Here is a 21117-nt window from a genome sequence, read left to right as displayed (position 1 = left end):
TCTCCTAAACGGCGTCGGCCAGAGCGGCCAGCATGAGGTCGAGGTGGCGGCGCACCGAGGAGCGCCCTCGGATGACTGAGCCCCTCGAGGGGGCGATGGTCTCGGGCTCGAGCTCGGCGAAAGTCGCGGAGAGCCAGTCCCTGAGCGGGTGCTTCGTCGCGCGCGGCAGCCATTCGTACTTGGCGGAGATGTGAGCGGCGACCTGCTCGACCGTCGTGCGGTCGTCGACGGTGTCGTCGATGAACCGATATCCATCCGGACGGTCCATCACCCCGTGCGTGAACGTGTCCGATGTGAAGATCGTCCCCGTCTTCTCGTCCCACCCCCAGAACGTCGGAAGCAGGCGCAGCAGCGGGGACTGCACCGCGAGGACGCGGCCGGGTGCGATCTCGATGCTCATCGCCCGCTCGACGGCGTCGCCCTCGGTCGTACGCGTGCCGTCGATCTGCTCGCGCCGGCCGCGCAGGGCGAGCAGGCCCACATCGTCGAAAGCGTCGAAGGGGTTGATCACGCCGCCGGTGAAGAGGCGCTGGATGTCGAAGCGCCGTGCGATGGGCTCGAGATTCGATACGCAGTCCATCTCAGGACGAGTGAAGAAGACCGACACTCCCCCGCCTTCGCCGAGCAGTTCGGCAAGGCCGTCGAGCACCTGCTGGCCATGGATGGCCAGCCCGGAGTCGACGAGGAGGTGCTGGTCGCCCTCGCTGAGGAGGTAGCAGTTGGATGACTGGTACCCCGTCGAGCCCCGTGGAACCCAGCTGACGAGATCACTGAGCGGGTAGGTCCCGCCGAGGACTGTCAACTCGTCTTCATGCACTTTAGTGAACATGGCTTCAATCTATTGAAGATAGAGGGTGCTGTCAAGAGTTTCGGCACCGATCCGGACGCCGACTCCGCTGCGGAATCAGCCGGCCGGCACGGTCTCCGGCTCGGAGACCGTCAGCGGCGGCCGCGACCCCCTGGTTGGCGCCGCGATCGCCCTCGTCCGAGGGTCGAGCAGGGTGATGAGAGTGTCGAGGATGACGTACCCGAGCAGGCTCGTCGCGCCCATCACGAGGACGAACCCCTGAATAACGGGCACATCGCCCTTGAGCACGCCGTCGAGGGACCAGCCGCCCACTCCTGGCCAGGAGAACACGCTCTCGACGATCGCCGCGCCGCTGAGTGCGGCCGCGAACAGCAGGACCATGTATGTCATGAGTGCCCCACGGACATCGCTGAGCGCGTAGCCGAAGACCTGCCACGGCCGCAGCCCGCACGCACGTGCGAACTCGATCTGAGGCGAGTTCAGGATCTGCAGGAGGCCCGTGCGGACGGTCTTCCCGAACGGTGCCGCGAAGAACAGACCGAGAGTGACGATGGGCAGCGCTGCCCTGCTCAGGATCGACCCGACGGTGCCCCATTGACCGGCGAGGACCGCATCGACGGGAAGCCAGCCCGTGATGACCGGAGGGGTGATGTCGGCCGCGGAGAGCATCCCGAGGGGGGCCGGGGCGACACGGAGCTGCTGGTAGAAGATGTAGAGGAGCAGCAGGGCCAGCACGAACTCCGGCATCGCCATCAGGATCGACACGACCACGCTGAACGAGCGGTCTGCGAGGCGACCCACCCGGTACGCGGCGAGAGTGCCGAGTCCCAAGCCAATCACGAGCGCGAGCAGCAGCCCCGGCACGAGATAGACGAGCGTGTTGGGCACGCGCGTCCAGAGCTCCTCGGACACCGAGCTGCCGGTGAAGAACGAGGTTCCGAGGTCGCCGCCCAGAGTGCGCAGCAGATAGTCGAGATAGCGCTCGAAATAGGGCTTGTCGAGGCCGAGCTCGGCGTTGATCCTGGCGACATCCGACGGCGTGGCGTATTCGCCGAGCAGCGCGACAGCCGGGTCGCCTGGCAGCAGGGACACGAGCGCGAAGCTGAGCGTGATCAGCCCCCACAGCAGCAGAGCCGCGACGGCGAGGCGGGACGCGAGATAGCGGATCATGATGCTCCTGCCTGAATCTCGGACGCGTGCGCGCGCCCTCGGTACGGGATCGGCGGCATGGCTGCCGACATGAGGCCGCGGGTGTATTCCTCCTGCGGGTTGTCCAGTACCTGCAGCGCGGGGCCGCTCTCGACGAAGCGGCCGTGGTGCATGACCATCACCCTCGAGCAGAAGTGGCGCACCGTCTCGATGTCATGCGAGATGAAGACGTAGGTCAGATCCCGCGATTCCCGCAGACGGTTCAGCATCCGGAGGATCGATGCGCGGATGGTGAGGTCGAGGGACGCCGTCGGCTCATCGAGTACGACGATGCTCGGGTCGGTGACTAGCGCCCTCGCGATACCTACCCTCTGCTGCTGGCCTCCACTGAGGTTGGCGGGACGGCGATCGAGGAAGTCTCCCGAGAGACCGACCTCCTCGAGCGTCCTGGCCACGCGCTCGCGGCGCGCGACGCGACTCCTGACGCTGCCGGCCACGATGAGCGGCTCCTCGACGATCTGCCCGATCGTGAGGCGCGGGTTCAGCGAGGCGAATGGCTCCTGGAAGACGATCTGCCACCGGTGCCGGCTGCGGCGCAGCTCCCGAGGGCTCAGCGCGCCGATGTCCCGACCGTCGAGGAGCACCGTCCCGGAGTCGGCCTCATAGAGTCGGAGGATCAGGCGACCGAGCGTCGACTTGCCCGAACCGGATTCTCCGATGATGCCGAGGCACTCCCCCTGCTCCACGGCAAGACTGATGCCGTCGACCGCGATCTTGGACCCGCCGTGCGGCAAGGGGAAGGCCTTGACGACGTCCTTCAGCTCGATGATGGCCATCTCAGAGCCCTCCCGGGCGCGGTGCGCCCACCAGGTCGACAGCGGGGATGGGAGCGGTGCCGGCCGGCGGGGCGGCGTCCGGACGCACCACGGATTCGAGCAGCGAGGCCGTGTAGTCGTGCTCCGGGGTGACGAAGACCTTCGACACCGGGCCCTGCTCGACGAGCCGCCCCTGGTACATGACGAGCACCCGATCGCAGTACTTCGCGACGACGCCGAGGTCGTGGGTGACGATGAGCATCGAGCGGCCGCTCCCAGTCGTGAGCCGGGTGAGCGTGTCGAGCACCTGACGCTGCACGGTGAGGTCGAGCGCCGTCGTGGGCTCGTCCGCGATCACCAGCCTGGGATTGAGGAAAAGCGCCATCGCGATGACTACTCGCTGCGCCATCCCGCCACTGAGTTCGTGCGCATAGCCTCCGATGACCCGCTCGGCCTCCTTGACGCCCGTCGCCTCGAGCAGCTCGATCGCCCGACGCCGCATCTCGTCGTCCCGCGGGATCCCGTGCGCCCTGGCGATGTTCTGGAACTGCCTCTCGATCCGCAGAACGGGGTTGAGCGCGCTGAACGGGTTCTGAGCGACGAACCCGATCTCCTTGCCGCGGATGCGGCGCAGCTCGCGCTCGCGCAGTTCGAGCAGCGAAGTGCCGTAGAAGTCCACGTGTCCTTCGGCGACCCTCCCCGGGGGCATCAGCAGCTTGATGATCGAGCGGACGACGGTCGATTTCCCCGATCCCGACTCGCCGACGATGCCGACGATCTCGCTTTCGCCGACTTCGAAGGAGATGCCATGGAGAGCGCGCACCGAGTGCTGCCTGCTCTCGAAATCCGTGACGAGGCCGCTGACCTCGAGTCCGACGCTCATCGCGCACGCTCCAGACGCTCGATGCGGTTCTCGATCGCTCCGGCGATCACGTTGAAGGAGGCGATGACGAGCAGCATGGCCAGCGTGGGGAACGCCGCCGCCCACCACTCCCCGCGGATCAGCATGCTCGCTCCGTCGCTGATCATCGCACCCCAGGTGGGCTGCGGAGGCTTGACCCCCACGCCGAGGAAGTTCAGTGCGGCGATGGTGCCGAGGGCGTTGGCCGCCGTGAGCGTGGCCTGCACGAGGACGACGCCGTACGCGTTCCGGAAGACGTGGTTGAAGGCGACCCTCAATGGCGAGCATCCGATCGCGATGGCGGCCTCGACGTACCTCGACGAGCGGAGGGCCAGAGCCGAGGCGCGGGAGAGCCTGACGAACCGGGGCGCGGCGACGATCGCGATGGCGAGGACGACGTTCCACGCCCCGCCGCCCATGAGCTGGATCGCGACGATGGCGATCACGATGATCGGCAGGGCGGCGAAGGCGTCGACCACCCGCATGACGGCATCGCCCACCCGCCCGCTCGTCGCGAAGAGGCCGATCGGCACGCCGACGACGAGCGCCAGAAGAGTCGCGGCGACCGAGATCGGCACGTCGAGCTTCGCGGCCTCGATCGTACGGGAGAACACGTCCATGCCGTTCCCGTCGGTGCCGAACCAGTGCGTGGCGTTCGGGGCGATGCCGATCGCGTAGGGGTCCGGACGCAGAGGGTCGAACGGATACGGCCCGATCAGCGCGAGCGCAGGAAGGCCGACGATGATCACGAGCGCGATCGCCACCGCAATGGCGTTGCCGTGCCCGCCGAGGCGCAGGCGGCTGCGCCGCCAACGGATGACCCGGATCGCGGGAGACGTGGGCGGGTGGATCTGAGCAGTCAAGTTCGACCACCTCCGGCGTCGGCGCACGCCGGGTGCGCGTCGGAGTACGACAGTTCTGACATGGGAGCTCCCGGGTTGACCTCGTCGTCATCGGGACCCTGAACGGATCCTCACTTTATTGAAGACGCACTTGGACCTCGCGTCAAGGGGGTATCCCAATCCCACTTGGAATAATGCGGTTTAGGTCGCGAAATGCGACTCGCACAGCGAAGCCTGCTCTTCATCGCCATTGACATCACGGCAATGAATCTTCATTATGGTGATGAGAATCCCGTTTCAATGAAGACAGACAGGATGGTGCCGCTGATGTCCACCGCTTCCTCCCCCGTTCGCTACCTTCTGCACGACGGCGAGCTCATCGAGTACGCGGACGCGAAGATGCACGTGCTCAGCACGAGCATGAAGTACGGAGTGGGCGTCTTCGAGGGCTTCCGCGCCTACTGGAGCGAGGAGGACGGCGAGTTGTACGCCTTCCGCGTGCAGGATCACATGCGCCGGCTGCTCGACTCGATGCGCGTCGTCGAGATCGCCGGCCCCGCCGACATCGACGTCCTCTCCGACCAGCTGCTCGGGCTCGTCCGTGCGAACGAGCTGCGGGCGAACCTGCACATGCGCGCACAGGTGTTCGTCGACTCCCCAGACGGCAAGCCGGACGACACGGGGCCCGCCACCGTCTACATGGCGGCGATCCCGATGGGAAACTACTTCGGCGCCACTGGGCTCGACGTGCAGATCAGCAGCTGGGCCCGCCTTTCGGACCGCGCGATGCCGCCGCGGATCAAGTCGATCGCGAACTACCAGAACGGGCGGCTGGCGCTCCTCGAGGCGCGGCGCAACGGGTACGGCGCAGCGCTCCTCCTCACCGAGAGCGGGCACGTCGCCGAGGGTGCCGGCTACAACGTCTTCATGGTGCGCCAGGGGCGTCTGTGCACGCCACCGTCGACCGAGAGCATTCTCGAGGGCATCACCCGTGACAGCGTGCTGCAGCTCGCAGCGACCGAACTCGGGCTCGACGTCGACCTCCGGCCCATCGATCGCACCGAGCTCTATTCGGCCGACGAGATCTTCGTCTGCGGCAGCGCGGCCGAGGTGAACCATGTCACCTCTGTGGATCGGACGCCGATCGGCGACGGCAGCGCCGCCGGTCCGATCACCTCGCAGCTCCAGGACCTGTACCAGCAGGCCGTCCGCGGCCGAATCGAGAAGTACCGCGACTGGGTGATCCCCGTGTACGGCGCCGCGACGCGCTGATGGACGTCGAGTCTCCTGCGCACGTCGGGTTCCTCCACGCTCGCGCCGAGTTCGATCCGGACGCGCCGTCCGTGCTGCAGGTCGAGCAGGGCGAGCTGTTCCGCGTCGAGGCGCGGAGCCTGCTCACCGGTGGCGCGTTCGAACGCACCGAGGACTACTCCGCACTCAGCATCCCGGTCACCGGACCCATCGATATCTCCGGTGTCGTTCCCGGAGACCTCGTGCGGATCGATGTGCACGAGATCCACCTCGCCGATCGTGGCGCAATGGTGACGATGCCCGGACGCGGCGGATTCGGGTCGCCGCTGCGGATGGACGGCCACATCGTGCCAGTGCGAGACGGATTCGCCCATTTCGACGATGAAGTGCTGATCCCCATCCGGCCGATGATCGGCAAGATCGGCTTCGCCCCCGCGGACGCCAGCCCGAGCTCCTCGACCGTGGGGCGGTACGGCGGCAACATGGACTGTCGCGACATCATCGCCGGGTCATCGCTGTTCATCACGGCCCAGCTCGAAGGAGGACGCCTGTACGTCGGCGACCTGCATGCTGTCCAAGGCGACGGGGAGTGCTCACTCACCGCGGTCGAGATGGAAGGGGCTGTGGAGCTCTCCTGTCGCGTCGTCCGCCCTGCCCCCGTGCGCGGCCCAGTGGTTTTCGCGGAGGATCGCATGATCGTGCTCGGCGACGGCGCCGATCTCGACGAGGCGGCGACCGTCGCACTCGACGAGACGATGGCGATCCTGCAGGCAGACCGCGGTTGGACGCGCGAGCGAACGGCGATGTTCCTGTCCGCCGCCGCCGATGTCTCCGTCGCCCAGCTGGTCAACGCCCGGCGCAGCGTCAAGGTCACCCTCCCCTCCCGCTATCTGCGCACCACACCCTTCGAACGGAAAGAGGATTGAGATGTACGACCTCCTCATCACCGGCGGACTCGTCGTCACGCCGGCCGGCGCCGAACGCCTCGACATCGCGATCGCAGACGGACGCATCGCAGCTCTGGCCCTCGCCGGCACCACCCCTCCCGACTCGGCCGCGCGCGTCATCGACGTGGCCGGCAAGCTCGTGGTTCCTGGCGGCGTGGACCCGCACGTCCACACGAACTCGGTGCTGCCCACCGCCGCGGACAGCGGCATCATGTGCTTCGGCGCCGACCGCGTCAGCGAGGGCGCCATCCATGGCGGTACGACCACGCTCGTCGACTTCGCGCACTGGCAGCCGGGCGACGACCTCGAGGATTCATTCCGCCGTAAGGCTGCCGAATGGAACGGCCAGACATACACGGACTTCGCTCTGCACGGCACCTTCAAGGAGCCGGAGATCCCGTTCGGCGTGCTCGAGCAGATCCCGGATGCCGTGCGCAACGGGCACGGCAGCTGGAAGGTGTGGATGACCAACACCACGCCGACCCGGCCGTATCAGAAGACGGACCTCGGGAACATGTGGGGCATCATGGAGCAGACGGCCGCCGCAGGTGCCATGCTCGCCGTGCACGCCGAGGACGACGACATCGTCATGTACTCCTACCGGCGCCTGAAGCACCAGGGCACCATCGGCATCGAGCACATGCATCATGCGCACAATGTGCTCTCCGAGCGGCTGTCGTTCCAGCGCGCGATCACGCTGGCCAGGCACGTCGGCGCCGCGATCTACCTGATGCACGTGAGTGCGAACGACGGCATCGACGCGATCCGCCAGGCGCGCGGGGAAGGCGCTCCGATCTACGGGGAGATCCTCCCCCACTACGCGTACTTCTCAGCCGAGAACTACCGCGAGCCGCACGGCGCGATCTACCACACCTACCCGTCGCTCAAAGACGCCGACGACCGCGACCGGATGTGGCCGGCACTGATCGACGGCACGCTCAGCACGCTCGCCACCGACGGCGTGTGCACCGATTTCGACGTGAAGACCCGCGGCAACACGATCTACGACGCAACCGGCGGTCACGCCGGCGTGGAGATGCGGATGGCTGTCGCCTACACGGAGGGCGTCGTCGACCGGGGTCTCGACCTCACGCGCTTCGTCGACCTCACCTCGGCCAACGCCGCGAAGATCCTCGGTCTGTACCCCCGCAAGGGCGCGATCGCCGTCGGCAGCGATGCGGATCTCGCCGTGCTCGACACGAACGTCGACCGCCGGGTCACGGCCGCTGACCTGCATGAGGCGGACTACACGCCGTGGGAGGGCTATCGCACCAGGGCATGGAACACCATGACCCTGCTACGCGGGCGCGTGATGGTCGATGACCGCAACCTCCTCCTCGGACCGATCGGCGAGCTTCAGCAGCAGCGGGTTTCCTCCGACGTGCTCAATCGCCCGGCCTGCTGAGCACTGCGCCCGATGAACGAGGGGGCGTCGTCCGGATCCGTGCGGATCCTCGTCGCCTGCCTGATGGCGTCGATGCTCGTCGTCTCGTTCAACCAGACTGTGCTGAACACGGCGCTTCCGACGGTGATCGCGGAGCTCGGCGGGCTGGATCGCATCGGCTGGATCGTGGCCGCCTTCGTGCTCACGGCGACGCTGAGCATGCCACTGGCCGGCGCCCTCGCCGACGTGATCGACCGGAAGGCGCTCCTCCTCGGTGCGAGCACCGTGTTCGGGATCGGCACGCTCCTCGGTGCGCTTTCCTGGAACCTCGACGTCCTGATCATCGCCCGGCTGGTGCAGGGTATCGGCGGCGGCGCGGTGATGGTGCTCACGCAGACGATCATGGCCGCGACCGTGCCGCCAAGGGAGCGCGCGAAGTACGCGGGCGCGTTCGGATCCGTCTGGGCTGTGGCCACGACGAGCGGCGTTCTGATCGGCGGCTGGCTCACCGACGGCCCCGGCTGGCGATGGGTGTTCTGGGGCACTCTGCCGCTGCTGCTCGGCGCGATGGCGCTGTGCGGCCGTCACATCACGCGCACTCCGCGCAGTGAGTCCCCGATCAGCCCCGACATCGCCGGCATGCTGCTGCTGTGCATCGCCACCACCGCATTGGTGACCGCGACCTCCGGCACGCTGAGCCCCGAATGGTCCTGGTTCATCGCCGCGACGGGCATCGCGGCGGCCCTCGCCCTCTTCTTCGCCGAGCGCCGCGCAGACCAGCCCGTGCTTCCCGGCATCCTCTTCCGAAGTCGGACGTTCATGCTGGCGACGCTGGCCGGGACGCTCTCCAGCGGGGTGTCATCGTTCGTCGTGCTCGCCTACCTGCCCTCGTTCGCGCAGATGGTGCTGGGCCTCTCTGCGTTCCACGCGGGCCTGCTCCTGCTGCCGATGATCGCCACCACCGTGCTCGCGTCGACGCTCACGGGCTTCGCCGTTTCCCGCACCGGCCGGTACATCCTCATCCCTGCGGTCGGCGCAGGTGCCGTCGGTGTCGGGCTGGTGCTGCTGGGCACCCTCGACCGGCATGCGGATGCACTGCATCTGTCGCTGTACGCGGCGCTGCTGGGTGCCGGGGTCGGCACCAATGTGCTGCTGCTGACGCTTCTCGCGCAGAATGCGATCCCCGTGCGTCACATCGGCGTCGCCACGGCCGCCAACAACTTCTTCCGCCAGGCGGGTGCGACGATGGGCATCTCGCTGGTCGGGGTCGCCTTCGCCGCTCGGCTGCACCACTCGATGATGTCGGCGCTGCGCTCCCATGCGGTCGAGGCACCCACGGGGCTCAGCGTCGCCGCGATCTCCCCGGAGCGCCTCGCGACGCTCGAGCCGTCACTCCGTCTGGCGATCGCCGAGGCCTACGCGGACTCGCTCCCGCCGCTCTTCCTCCTCCTCGCGCCGTTCGCCTTCGCCGCGATGGTGATGATCCTCGCCCTCGACCGGCGGCCCCTCGCGGAGTCGCACCGTTGAGCGGGCGCGCCGATCCGGAATGAGGTACAAACGAAGAACCATGTGCCGCCTGTTCGCGTTCGTCTCTCCCGCCTCCTCCACGGTGCGGCGCGAACTGGGCGACCCCGGGATGGAGAGCCTGGTCTCCCTCGCGCGCCTGCACGGCGACGGATGGGGCTGGGCTGGCGTCGAGCACGCCGGCGACTCCCCCGTCGTGCACAAGTCCGCACGATCGGCCGTGACCGACCCGGGCTTCGAGGCCGCGATGACGACCCCAGCCCACTCGGCCATGGTGCACCTGCGCTGGGCGACGTCCGGGATCCCGATCGCAGACCACAACGCGCATCCGTTCCAGCGCGGCGATCTGGCCTTCGAGCACAACGGCGCGCTGAAGCCGATCGCGCAGCTTCGGGCCCTGCTGTCACCCGAGGCCCTCGCCGGCATGGAGGGCGAGACCGACAGCGAGATGTACTTCACCCTGATCCGCGAGCAACTCGCCCTCGGGCTGCCGCTGCACGAAGCCACGGTGCAGGTCGTCCGGCGGCTGCGCGAGGTCTTCCCGCTCGCGAGCCTGAACGCCATCCTGCTCGATCGCGAGCAGATGATCGTCGTCCGGGCGAGCGCGCACAGCATCCTCTCCGATCGCAGTCTCGACGAGATCGCGCTGCACGCCCATCTTCCCGACGAGCACAATGAGGACTATTTCGCTCTGCGCTGGAAGCGGCAGCCGGACGGCACGATCGTGATCGGCTCGACCGGCGTCGCCGAGTTCGACTGGGAGCCGCTGCCGCCCGAATCGGTGACTGCCATCCGCCTCGGCGATCGCACCGGCTCGACCATCGCGCTGCACCCCGAGCACGGCTAGAATCGACCTGTCCGGTCCACGTGAGGCCGGTGCCTGAAAAAGAGGCACGAAGCACCCGCGGCGTTCTGTTGCACAGACGCGAGGGCGAGACACATACGGAATCAGCATTCACTCCGTCCCTGTCTCGAAAGGCTTTCGCATGCCCACCGTCTCCGCCCACGTCGCCCTCGCCCTGGCCCAGCACATCGATGCCGTCTTCGGCGTGATGGGCAATGGCAACGCCTACTTCCTCGACGCGATCGAGAAGCAGACGGATGCTGTCTTCACCGCTGTCCGCCACGAGCAGGGCGCGGTGGTCGCCGCCGACGCGCACTTCCGCGCGTCCGGACGCATCGCCGCCGGAACGTCGACCTACGGCGCCGGCTTCACCAACACGATCACGGCGCTCGCGGAGGCCGTGCAGGCGCACGTGCCGCTCGTGCTCGTGGTGGGCGACGAGCCCACGTCGGGCCCCCGCCCGTGGGACGTCGACCAGATCGCGCTCGCCTCGGCCGTCGGCGCGCGCACGTACACGGTGGGACGGACGGATGCCGCGGCCACGACCGTCATCGCGATCGAGCACGCCCTCACCTACCGGGTACCCGTGGTCCTCGCGATCCCGTACGACGTCGCCGCGCTCGAGGCCGGCGACGTGCCTTCCGCCCCGGAGCCGAGGATCCCCGCTCCCCTCGCACCGAAAGGCGAGTTCGCCGACGGGATGCTCGACGAGATCGCGCAGGCGCTGCGCACCGCCGATCGCCCGTTCCTGCTCGCCGGCCGCGGCGCCTGGCTCGCCGGCGCCGGTGCCGCGCTCGGCGAGCTGGCCGATCTGACCGGGGCGCTGACCGCATCCTCCGCACTCGGCCGCGGCGTCTTCCCCGACTCTCACCACGACTTGGGCGTCACCGGCGGATTCGGGGCCGATGGCGCGATGGACCTCATCCACACCGCCGACGTCGCCGTCGTCTTCGGCGCCTCCCTCAACCAGTTCACGATGCGGTTCGGCGAGCTGTTCGCACCGGGAACCCGCGTCTTCCAGATCGACACCGCGCCTACGGCCACGCACCCGCACGTCGGCGGTTTCGTGCGCGCCGACGCCCGGATCGCGGCCGAGACGCTCGTCTCGCGTGTGTCCGGGTCCTCTGCTTCCGAGCACAGCTTCGGATCCGGGACCGGACACGCCGCGGCGGAGACGGATGCCGTCGGCCTGTCGGACGCGGCATCCGAAGCTGTGCCCGCACCGAGATGGCGCGAGACCGTCGACGTCGCCGCCGCGCGCGCGTACGCCGCGGGCGACGACCTCGCCCCCGACGGCCGCCTCGACCCCCGCTCGGCGGCGCGGCGCATCGCCGAGCTGCTGCCGGAGGACCGCGTCGTCGTCTCAGACGGCGGGCACTTCATCGGCTGGGCGAACATGTACTGGCCGGTCGCCGCTCCGGATCGAATGATGATGGTCGGCACCGCGTTCCAGTCCATCGGCCAGGGCTGGCCGAGCGTCGTCGGCGCCGCCCTCGCACGCCGCGAGTCGACGGTCGTGCTCACCTCGGGTGACGGCGGCGGGCTCATGGCGATCGCCGACCTCGAGTCGGCGGTCCGCGCCGCCGGCGGCCGCGGCGTCGCGGTGATCTGGAACGATGCGGCCTATGGCGCCGAGGTGAACCTCTACGGGCTGAAGGGCCTGGCCGAGGGGCCGATGCGCATCCCCGAGGTCGACTTCGCCGCGTTCGGCGCCGCGGTGGGCGCGGAGGGCGTCGTCGTGCGAACGCTCGCCGACCTCGACCGCCTCGCGGCATGGGCGCAGGAGGATGCCGCGACGCGCCGCTTCCTGCTGCTCGACCTGCGCATCTCCGGAGACGTCATCGCCCCGTACCAGCAGGAGATCATCCGCGTGAACTCCTGACGCAGCCCATCGGGTGACCTCTGCCGCAGTCCGAGACGCGGCGAACAGCCCGAGATCCGGATCGGGGACGTCCTATCATCCGGATCTCGGGCGCCTGCCCTGAGTTCAGGAGGCGGCGTTCTGCGCGCTGTAGTCAGGCAGCTCCTGCAGCGTCCACGTGTTCCCGTCGGGGTCGTCGAACCATACGAAGCGGCCCCAGCCGAGGTCCTCGACACCCTTCGCCGGCACGCCGAGTCCCTCCAGATGCGCCTTCGCCTCGTCGGCGTCCGGAACCACCACCTGGATCGTCTTCTGCTGTCCCGGCTCGAGCGGGATATCCAGACCCGTGCCGAACGCGATCGAGCAGGCCGACCCCGGGGGCGTCATCTGAACGAAGCGAAGGCCGTCGACGGGCCGCTGGTCGTGGTCGGCGTTGAAGCCGATCTTCTCGTAGAAGTCCTTCGCCCGGTCCACATCGCTGACCGGCACGAAGATGAGCTCGATCTTCCAAGTCATCGCACACACCCTCCGTGGCGAGGCACGGTACCCCGTCCGCGACCCACCGTATGCGTAGCCACCGACACCGCACCAGTGGTTCCCCCCGAGCCTTCGAATCGCTCAAATGACCCTTTCCAGGTCCGGAAAGGGGTCATTTGAGCGATTCGAACAGCGGGAGACGGGGGGCAGACGGTCAGGATGCCGGGAGGAAGGCTCCCTCGAGGAAGCCGGCGAGCTCATCGACGCCATCCAGCGGCAGGATCGCGGCGACGTACTGGTCGGGGCGCACCACGATCACGACGCCGTCGCGGGACAGCTCGCGCGCCTCGAAGATGTCGACGTCCGTCCACTTCGACGGCCCGGCCGCGTACATCTTCTCCCAGTCGGTGAGCGCGAGCGGCCCGTTCTTCGGCTGGAACAGCTCGGGCGCCGTGGTGACCTCGAGCGCCTCGTACGGCTGCTGGTAGACGGCCTTCACGTCGAAGACGGCGTCGGCGTCGGCATCCGCCGGGGTGAACCGGGCGAACACCGAGGAGGCCTGCGCGGCCCACGTCTCGAGACCGGATCCGTCGCGGTCGCCGAACGCGTAGACGCGCCAGCGTCCGTCGGCCCTGGCGTGATGCCCGAGGTGGATCGCGTTGCCGTCGCCGACCCTGACGACCTCGGCCGACTTGAACCGCTTCCCGAGCGGGAAGCCCGCGGCGAGCGCCTGATGAGCGTCGGACCCCGTGATCATCGACGAGGTGTACTGCGTCATGAAGCCGGACGGGAACTCGGCTGTGGCGAGGTAGTAGGTGGCCAGCTCGTTGGGGTCGGTGATCTCGCCCGGCTTGCGGGCCATCAGCGACGACCATTCGCGGTCGAAGTCGATCAGCTGCTGGGCGACCGGACGTCGCTCGGCCCCGTAGGTGGCCAGCAGCGTTTCGGGAGAGCGCCCGGTGAGCACGGCGCCGAGCTTCCAGCCGAGGTTGAAGCCGTCCTGCATCGACACGTTCATGCCCTGGCCAGCCTTGGCGCTGTGCGTGTGGCAGGCGTCGCCGGTGAGGAACACGTGCGGCGTGCGGCCCGATCCGTCGATGACGTCGTCGAAGCCGTCGGTGACGCGGTGCCCCACCTCGTAGACGCTGTGCCAGGCGACCTGCTTCACGTCGATCGTGTAGGGATGCAGGATCGCGTTCGCCTTGCGGATGATCTCCTCGATCGGAGTCTCCCGCACGCGGTGGTGGTCGTCCTCCGGGACCTCGCCGAGATCGATGTACATCCGGCTGAGGTAGCCGCCCTCGCGGGGGATGTGCAGGATGTTGCCCGCTTCGGAGTTGATGGCGCACTTGGTGCGCCAGTCGGGGAAGTCGGTGTTGACGAGAACGTCCATGACGCCCCAGGCGTGTGCGGCCTTCTCGCCGACGTGCGTGCGTCCGATGGCGCCGCGCACGCCGCTGCGCGCGCCGTCGCAGCCGACCACGAACTTCGCGCGGACGGTGCGCTCCTCGCCCGCCCGCTCCCCCGCGACGTAGCGGATCTGCACCTCGACCGGGTACTCGCCCTCTTCGTGCACCGTGAGTCCGACGAACTCGACGCCGTAGTCGGGCACGATGCGGGCGGGGCCGTCTGCCGCGGCCTCCGCGAAGTAGTCGAGGACGCGCGCCTGGTTCACGATCAGGTGCGGGAACTCGCAGATGTCGTAGGCGTAGTCGGCGGTGCGCGAGGTGCGGATGATCCGGCTCGGGTCCTCCGGATCGGGACCCCAGAAGTTCATCCAGCCGATGTTGTAGGCCTCGGCGACGATCCGCTCGGCGAATCCGAACGCCTGGAAGGTCTCGACGCTGCGCGGCTGGATGCCGTCGGCCTGGCCGAGCACGAGCCGCCCCTCGCGCTTCTCGATGATGCGCGTGGTGACGCTCGGGAACTGCGACATCTGCGCGGAGAGGAGCATGCCGGCAGGGCCCGAGCCGACGATGAGGACGTCGATCTCGTCGGGGAGGTCGGCGTCGCGCTCGGCGACCGCGGCGGGAAGCACACGCGGGTCACCGGAGACGTAACCGTGGTGGTGGAACTGCATCGTCGTCGATCCTTCCGGACTGCTCTGTCGGGTCTTGCTTTGCGAATCGTTGTGTTCTATATTCGAACACAACGTTCTACTATTGAACACAGCTTACGTGGGACCTCGCGCCCCCACAACCCACACAGCCCGCGAGACTTCACGAATGTCATGAAATCGCGCGGAAAACGTGACATTCGTGAAGTCTCGCGAACCGTAAGGAGCTCGCATGGCCGAGAGCACGACCCCGGCATCGCAGACGCTGAGCCGCGGCATCCGCATCCTCGAGGTCCTCGCGGATGCTCTCGGACCGCTCACGATCGACGAGATCGCCACCCGGCTCGACGTGCACCGCTCGATCGCGTACCGCCTGCTCCGCACGCTCGAGGACCACCGCCTCGTCGCGCGCGATGCCTCCGGCGCCGTGAGCCTCGGCGCGCGCATGGCCGCCCTGGCCGCAGGCGTCGCGCACGACCTGCAGGCCGAGGCCCTCCCCGAGCTCACCGCGATCGCCAACGAGCTGGGCATGACCTGCTTCCTCGCCGTGCTCGACGCGGAGGACTGCATCACGCTCGCGAGCATCGAGCCACGCCACGCCGTCGCGAGCGTGGCGCAGCGGCCGGGCGCCCGGCATCCGGTGACCGTCGGCGCGCCGGGCAAGGCGATCCTGACGCAGCTGGCGGCCAGGGAATGGCCGTCGGATGCCGCGCCTGCGCTGCGCGACCAGGTCGATGCCGCGCGTCGGCTCGGCTATGCGACGAGCCACGACGAGGTGATCCCCACGGTGCAGTCGGTGGCGGTGCCGCTCGTGGTGCGCGGGCAGCGCCCTGCCGCGATCGCCGTCGTCCATGTCGCGACGGATCTCGACGACGCCGAGATCGCCGCACGGCTCGTGCGCTCGGCATCCGTCATCCGCGAGTCCCTTGAGGGCTGAGCGGGGATGGATTCGGCCGCTCCGCATACGTCTGGAGCGACCGGATCCATCCCCGCAAGTCTGCGCGCGAGGGCGTCAGGCCTTCGCGAGCCCGTAGATCGGGCTGACCGACTGCTCCGCCTCGTGATCGGGGCCGAGCGGGATGCCGGAGCGGTCGCGCAGCAGCAGCGTCGCGACGAGTCCGAGCGTGGTCATGCCGGCGAGGTACCAGGTCACAGCCTCGGTGGATCCGGTCGCCTGCACGATCGCGGTCGCGATGGCCGGGGCGAAGGCGCCGCCGGCGATCGCGCCGATCGCGTACGAGATCGACACGCCGGAGAAGCGGATGCTCGCGGGGAACAGCTCCGAGTACAGCGCGGCCTGCGGCCCGTACGTGAATCCGAGGCCGATCGTGAGGATCGCGAGGCCGGCGAACAGCAGACCGATCTCACCCGTGTTCACAAGCGGGAACAGCGCGAACACGCCGGCCAGCTGGAGAATCCAGCCGATGATGTACGTCGTGCGGCGTCCGATCCGGTCCGAGATCCAGCCGGCGAAGAGGGTCGAGATCAGCCAGGTCACCGCTGAGCCGGCGACCGCCCAGAGCACGGCACCGCGGTCGAGTCCGATCGGGCCCTCCGGGTTCGTGGCGTAGCCCTGGATGTACCCGCCGGTGGTCATGTATCCGACAGCGTTGTTGCCGGCGAAGACGAGGGCGGCGATGACGACGAGCAGCGTGTGCTTGGCGAACAGCTGCACGATCGGCATCCGCGCCTTCTCCTTGCGCTCGGCGAGCTCGGCGAACACCGGGCTCTCCTCGACCTTGCGCCGCACGTAGTAGCCGACCAGGATCAGCACGACGCTGAGCAGGAACGGGATGCGCCATCCCCACGCGAGGAACTGGTCACCCGGTGCGATGACCGTCATCAGCGCCATCACGCCGGAGGCGAGCAGCAGACCGAGCGGCACGCCGATCTGCGGAGAGGCGCCGAAGACGCCGCGCCGCGACTTGGGCGCGTGCTCGACCGCCATCAGGACGGCCCCGCCCCACTCGCCGCCGGCAGAGATGCCCTGCAGGATGCGCAGCAGCACCAGCAGGATCGGCGCCGTGATGCCGATCGCCTGGTAGGTGGGCAGCACGCCGATCAGCGCGGTCGCGGCACCCATCAGGATCAGCGTCCACATCAGCACCGCCTTGCGGCCGAGCTTGTCGCCGTAGTGCCCGGCGAGGAAGGCGCCGAGCGGGCGGAACAGGAAGCTGACGCCGACGGTCGCGAAGGCGATCAGCGCGCTGTTCTTGCCGAGCGGCTCGAAGAAGAGCTGCCCGAACACCAGTCCGACGGCCGTGGCGTAGATGAAGAAGTCGTACCACTCGACGGTGGTCCCGACGACTGTGGCGAAGACGACGCGGCGGCGATCGGCCGCTGAGGCGATGGTTCCGGTGGGGGTGAACCCATCCTGTGACTGCCCGCTCATGGGGTGTCTCCTTAGGTTGTGACGGCGTTGTCACGGCGTGCATCCCCTGGCTTCCGCCGATGCTTGCCGATCGATGTCACGATGATATATGATTTCGAATACGACGCACAAGGCTTCGACGAAGAGCGCGAGGAGGCGCATCCGTGACGGCATCCATCCCCCGCCCCGGCAAGATCATCGCGATCCACCTGAGTTACGCCTCACGCGCTGACCAGCGCGGCCGGCGACCGGCGGCCCCCTCCTACTTCTTCAAGCCGGCGAGCTCAGTGGGCGTCACCGGCGGCACCGTCGAGAGGCCGGCCGGAACCGAGCTGCTCGCCTTCGAGGGCGAGATCGCGCTGATCATCGGGACCGAGGCCCGTCACGTCTCCCTGGCGGACGCGTGGGATCACGTCGGCTGGGTCACCGCGTCGAACGACCTCGGGCTCTACGACCTCCGCGCGAACGACAAGGGATCGAACGTCCGCTCCAAGGGCGGCGACGGCTACACCCCGCTCGGCCCCGATCTCATCGACGCCCGCGCGGTCGACCCGTCAGCCCTCCGCGTACGCGCCTGGGTGAACGGCGAGGTCCGGCAGGACGACACCACCGCCGGGCTCATCTTCCCGCTCGCGCAGCTGGTCGCCGACCTGTCGCAGCACTTCACCCTGGAGCCCGGCGACGTGATCCTCACCGGCACTCCGGCGGGTTCGTCGGTGATCGTGCCGGGCGACGTGGTCGAGATCGAGGTGGATGCTCCGGATGCTCCCGGCGCCCCGACCTCCGGCCGGCTGGTCACGACCGTCACGCAGGGCGATGTCCCCTTCGACGAGGCGCTCGGGTCGCTTCCTGCGGTCGACGACCTGCAGCGGACTGAGGCGTGGGGCTCACGCGAAGAGGCCGGCCTGCCGCCCGAGGAGGCGCCGGCGACGGCAGGAGGCATGTCCCCCGAGCTCCGCGCCAAGCTCCTCGAGGCCCCCACGGCCGGGCTTTCGGCGCAGCTGCGCAAGCGCGGTCATCACTCCTGCTTCATCGACGGCGTCGCCGCGAACATCGCCGGCACCAAGATCGTCGGAACGGCGAAGACGCTGCGCTTCGTGCCGTTCCGGGAGGATCTCTTCAAGAGCCACGGCGGCGGCTACAACGCGCAGAAGCGCGCGTTCGACGCGGTGAACGAGGGCGAGATCATCGTGATCGAGGCCCGCGGCGACGACAGCACCGGCACGCTCGGCGACATCCTCGCCCTCCGTGCGAAGGCGCGCGGTGCCGCAGGCGTCGTCACCGACGGCGGCGTCAGGGACTTCGATGCGGTCGCCGAGATCGGCCTGCCGGTGTTCTCGCGCGGCGCGCACCCGTCGGTGCTCGGCCGCAAGCACGTCCCCTGGGACGTCGACGTCACGATCGCCTGCGGCGGCGCGACGGTGCAGCCGGGCGACATCATCGTGGGCGACGGCGACGGCGTGATCGTCATCCCGCCCGCCCTCGCGGCCGAGGTCGCCGACGACGCCATCGCGCAGGAGGTCGAGGACGCCTGGATCGCCGAACAGGTCGCTGCCGGCCACCCCGTCGACGGCCTGTTCCCGATGAACGCCGAATGGCGCGCGAAATACGCGGACGCCATGAGCGGAGGGGCCGGGAAGTGACCACCCTCGCGAGCGCCAGCAAGTCGGAGCAGGCCTACGCCTGGATCCGCTCGCGGATCGCGGGCCACGCCTTCGGCCCCGGCTACCGCCTCGTGCTCGGCTCGATCGCCGATGAGCTCGGAATGAGCGTCGTGCCCGTGCGCGAGGCGATCCGCCGGCTCGAGGCGGAGGGACTGGTCACGTTCGAGCGCAACGTGGGCGCCAGAGTCACCCTCGTCGACGAGAGCGAATACGCGCACACCATGCAGACGCTCGGCCTCGTCGAAGGCGCGGCGACGGCACTGTCCGCGCCCTTCCTCGACGCGAAGGCGCTGGACGCCGCCGCGAAGGTCAACGAGCGGATGCACGCGATGCTCGACCACCTCGATGCGCACGCGTTCACCGAGCTGAACCGCCAGTTCCATTCGCTGCTGTTCGAGCCGTGTCCCAACCCGCATCTGCTCGACCTCGTGCATCGCGGCTGGTCGCGCCTCTCCGGCATCCGCGATTCCACGTTCGCCTACGTGCCAGGCAGAGCCCAGCACTCCGTCGACGAGCACGCCCAGATCCTCGAGCTGATCCGAGAGGGTGCAGACCCCCTCGAGATCGAGCTCGCCGCCCGCAACCACCGCTGGCGCACGAGGGACGCATTCCTCGCGGCGCTGCACACCCGCAACCACCACAATCCTGGAGAAGCCTGATGACCGATTCCCGCATCCCCGCCGATCTGCCCGACCACATCCAGCACTACATCGACGGCGCCTTCGTCGATTCGACCGACGGCGACACGTTCGACGTGCTCGACCCGGTGACGAACAAGACCTACACGACGGCGGCGGCAGGCAAGAAGGCCGACATCGATCTCGCGGTGGCCGCGGCCAAGCGCGCCTTCGACGAGGGCCCCTGGCCGCGGATGCTGCCGCGCGAGCGGAGTCGAGTGCTGCACCGGATCGCCGACATCGTCGAGTCGCGCGACGCGCGTCTCGCCGAGCTCGAGTCGTTCGACTCCGGTCTGCCGATCACCCAGGCCCTCGGCCAGGCCCGCCGTGCCGCCGAGAACTTCCGCTTCTTCGCCGACCTGATCGTCGCGCAGGCCGACGACGCCTACAAGGTGCCCGGCAAGCAGATGAACTACGTCAACCGCAAGCCGATCGGCGTCGCCGGCCTCATCACGCCGTGGAACACGCCGTTCATGCTCGAGTCCTGGAAGCTCGGCCCCGCCCTCGCGACCGGCAACACGGTGGTGCTGAAGCCGGCCGAGTTCACCCCGCTCTCGGCATCCCTCTGGGCCGGGATCTTCGAGGAGGCGGGCCTGCCAGCAGGCGTCTTCAACCTCGTCAACGGCCTCGGCGAGGATGCCGGTGACGCCCTGGTGAAGCACCCGGATGTGCCGCTGATCTCGTTCACCGGCGAGAGCCGCACCGGCCAGATCATCTTCGGCAACGCCGCCCCGTTCCTCAAGGGGCTGTCGATGGAACTCGGCGGCAAGTCGCCGGCCGTCGTCTTCGCCGACGCCGACCTCGAGGCCGCGGTCGACGCCACCATCTTCGGCGTCTTCTCCCTCAACGGCGAGCGCTGCACCGCCGGAAGCCGCATCATGGTCGAGCGCGCGATCTACGAGGAGTTCGTCGAGCGGTACGCCGCCCAGGCGAAGCGCGTCAAGGTCGGCTACCCGCACGACCCGTCGACCGAGGTCGGCGCGCTCGTGCACCCCGAGCACTACGACAAGGTGATGAGCTACGTCGAGATCGGCAAGTCCGAGGGCCGTCTCGTCGCCGGCGGCGGGCGTCCGGAGGGCTTCGAGGAGGGCAACTTCGTCGCACCGACCGTGTTCGCCGACGTCTCCCCCGACGCCCGGATCTTCCAGGAGGAGATCTTCGGCCCCGTGGTCGCGATCACCCCGTTCGACTCGGATGAAGAGGCGCTCGCGCTCGCGAACAACACGAAGTACGGCCTCGCCGCGTACATCTGGACCAACGACCTGACGCGCGCGCACAACTTCGCGCAGTCCGTCGAGGCAGGGATGGTGTGGCTGAACTCGAACAACGTGCGCGACCTCCGGACCCCGTTCGGCGGCGTGAAGGCCTCGGGCCTCGGCCACGAGGGCGGCTACCGCTCGATCGACTTCTACACCGACCAGCAGAGCGTGCACATCACGCTGGGCGGCGCACACAACCCGACCTTCGGCAAGCAGGATCCGCACGGGGCCACCGACCTGGACGACCCGGACCCCCGCTGACCCGCCACCGCTAGCAAGGACGCTGA

18 protein-coding genes are annotated in these 21117 nt (G+C 68.7%); 10 read left to right on the top strand and 8 right to left on the bottom strand.

Annotated elements, in window-relative coordinates; translation table 11 throughout:
* Nucleotides 1-4: 4 nt before the first annotated feature.
* The 5 genes from IPV10_RS05850 to IPV10_RS05830 all read right to left on the bottom strand — a co-directional run bounded on the left by IPV10_RS05850 (nucleotide 5) and on the right by IPV10_RS05830 (nucleotide 4536).
* Nucleotides 5-829 (bottom strand): hypothetical protein, encoded by an 825-nt coding sequence (locus IPV10_RS05850; RefSeq protein ID WP_207481415.1) that lies wholly within the window; start codon nucleotides 827-829, stop codon nucleotides 5-7.
* 75 nt (nucleotides 830-904) lie between these two features.
* Nucleotides 905-1978, bottom strand: a complete 1074-nt coding sequence (locus tag IPV10_RS05845; protein WP_207481413.1) for an ABC transporter permease — start codon at nucleotides 1976-1978, stop codon at nucleotides 905-907.
* On the bottom strand, nucleotides 1975-2793 hold the full coding sequence (locus tag IPV10_RS05840; RefSeq protein ID WP_207481411.1) for an ABC transporter ATP-binding protein: 819 nt from the start codon (nucleotides 2791-2793) through the stop codon (nucleotides 1975-1977). Before IPV10_RS05840 ends, IPV10_RS05845 begins: the two co-directional genes overlap by 4 nt.
* Before the next feature lies 1 nt (nucleotide 2794).
* On the bottom strand, nucleotides 2795-3655 hold the full coding sequence (locus IPV10_RS05835; protein ID WP_207481409.1) for an ABC transporter ATP-binding protein: 861 nt from the start codon (nucleotides 3653-3655) through the stop codon (nucleotides 2795-2797).
* Nucleotides 3652-4536: an ABC transporter permease gene (locus IPV10_RS05830; RefSeq protein ID WP_207481407.1), complete on the bottom strand. Its 885-nt coding sequence runs from the start codon at nucleotides 4534-4536 to the stop codon at nucleotides 3652-3654. Before IPV10_RS05830 ends, IPV10_RS05835 begins: the two co-directional genes overlap by 4 nt.
* A gap of 279 nt (nucleotides 4537-4815) precedes the next feature.
* On the opposite strand from IPV10_RS05830, the gene IPV10_RS05825 reads away from it, so the two are divergent.
* From IPV10_RS05825 to IPV10_RS05800, 6 genes are all read left to right on the top strand, one after another.
* Nucleotides 4816-5787 (top strand): branched-chain amino acid transaminase, encoded by a 972-nt coding sequence (locus IPV10_RS05825; RefSeq protein WP_207481406.1) that lies wholly within the window; start codon nucleotides 4816-4818, stop codon nucleotides 5785-5787.
* On the top strand, nucleotides 5787-6692 hold the full coding sequence (locus IPV10_RS05820) for an acetamidase/formamidase family protein (RefSeq protein ID WP_207481404.1): 906 nt from the start codon (nucleotides 5787-5789) through the stop codon (nucleotides 6690-6692). Before IPV10_RS05825 ends, IPV10_RS05820 begins: the two co-directional genes overlap by 1 nt.
* A gap of 1 nt (nucleotide 6693) precedes the next feature.
* A complete protein-coding gene (locus tag IPV10_RS05815) occupies nucleotides 6694-8118 on the top strand; it encodes a dihydroorotase family protein (RefSeq protein ID WP_207481401.1) in 1425 nt (474 codons plus the stop codon).
* 12 nt (nucleotides 8119-8130) lie between these two features.
* Nucleotides 8131-9624, top strand: a complete 1494-nt coding sequence (locus IPV10_RS05810) for an MFS transporter (RefSeq protein ID WP_207481392.1) — start codon at nucleotides 8131-8133, stop codon at nucleotides 9622-9624.
* A 40-nt stretch (nucleotides 9625-9664) separates the two neighbouring features.
* Nucleotides 9665-10468 carry a class II glutamine amidotransferase gene (locus IPV10_RS05805; protein WP_207481390.1) on the top strand — a complete coding sequence of 268 codons (804 nt, stop codon included), beginning with the start codon at nucleotides 9665-9667 and terminating at the stop codon, nucleotides 10466-10468.
* A 139-nt stretch (nucleotides 10469-10607) separates the two neighbouring features.
* On the top strand, nucleotides 10608-12347 hold the full coding sequence (locus tag IPV10_RS05800) for a thiamine pyrophosphate-binding protein (protein WP_207481388.1): 1740 nt from the start codon (nucleotides 10608-10610) through the stop codon (nucleotides 12345-12347).
* 105 nt (nucleotides 12348-12452) lie between these two features.
* On the opposite strand, the gene IPV10_RS05795 is transcribed toward IPV10_RS05800, so the two are convergent.
* Nucleotides 12453-12842, bottom strand: a complete 390-nt coding sequence (locus IPV10_RS05795) for a VOC family protein (RefSeq protein ID WP_207481386.1) — start codon at nucleotides 12840-12842, stop codon at nucleotides 12453-12455.
* Between the two features lie 175 nt (nucleotides 12843-13017).
* The gene (locus IPV10_RS05790; RefSeq protein ID WP_207481384.1) at nucleotides 13018-14883 is read right to left on the bottom strand and encodes an FAD-dependent monooxygenase; all 1866 of its coding nucleotides are present in this window, start codon (nucleotides 14881-14883) and stop codon (nucleotides 13018-13020) included.
* A gap of 208 nt (nucleotides 14884-15091) precedes the next feature.
* Between IPV10_RS05790 and IPV10_RS05785 the strand changes: the two genes are divergently transcribed.
* Nucleotides 15092-15796: an IclR family transcriptional regulator gene (locus tag IPV10_RS05785; protein WP_207481382.1), complete on the top strand. Its 705-nt coding sequence runs from the start codon at nucleotides 15092-15094 to the stop codon at nucleotides 15794-15796.
* Nucleotides 15797-15871: 75 nt separating this feature from the next.
* Here IPV10_RS05785 and IPV10_RS05780 read toward each other — a convergent pair whose 3' ends face one another.
* Entirely contained in the window at nucleotides 15872-17251 is a 1380-nt protein-coding gene (locus IPV10_RS05780) for an MFS transporter (RefSeq protein ID WP_207481380.1), read from the bottom strand.
* 143 nt (nucleotides 17252-17394) lie between these two features.
* Between IPV10_RS05780 and IPV10_RS05775 the strand changes: the two genes are divergently transcribed.
* Genes IPV10_RS05775 through hpaE form a run of 3 tightly spaced genes read left to right on the top strand, consistent with a single transcriptional unit; the run spans nucleotide 17395 to nucleotide 21091 of the window.
* On the top strand, nucleotides 17395-18873 hold the full coding sequence (locus IPV10_RS05775) for a fumarylacetoacetate hydrolase family protein (protein WP_207481378.1): 1479 nt from the start codon (nucleotides 17395-17397) through the stop codon (nucleotides 18871-18873).
* Nucleotides 18825-19553, top strand: coding sequence for a GntR family transcriptional regulator (locus tag IPV10_RS05770; RefSeq protein WP_207481376.1), 729 nt, complete (start codon nucleotides 18825-18827; stop codon nucleotides 19551-19553). The genes IPV10_RS05775 and IPV10_RS05770 overlap by 49 nt, the downstream gene beginning before the upstream one ends.
* Nucleotides 19553-21091, top strand: a complete 1539-nt coding sequence (gene hpaE, locus IPV10_RS05765; protein ID WP_207481374.1) for a 5-carboxymethyl-2-hydroxymuconate semialdehyde dehydrogenase — start codon at nucleotides 19553-19555, stop codon at nucleotides 21089-21091. Before IPV10_RS05770 ends, hpaE begins: the two co-directional genes overlap by 1 nt.
* Nucleotides 21092-21117 lie beyond the last annotated feature (26 nt).

It is taken from the genome of Microbacterium sp. SD291 (assembly GCF_017355365.1).
Lineage (GTDB): Bacteria > Actinomycetota > Actinomycetes > Actinomycetales > Microbacteriaceae > Microbacterium.
This window is presented reverse-complemented; position numbering and strand designations above follow the sequence as displayed.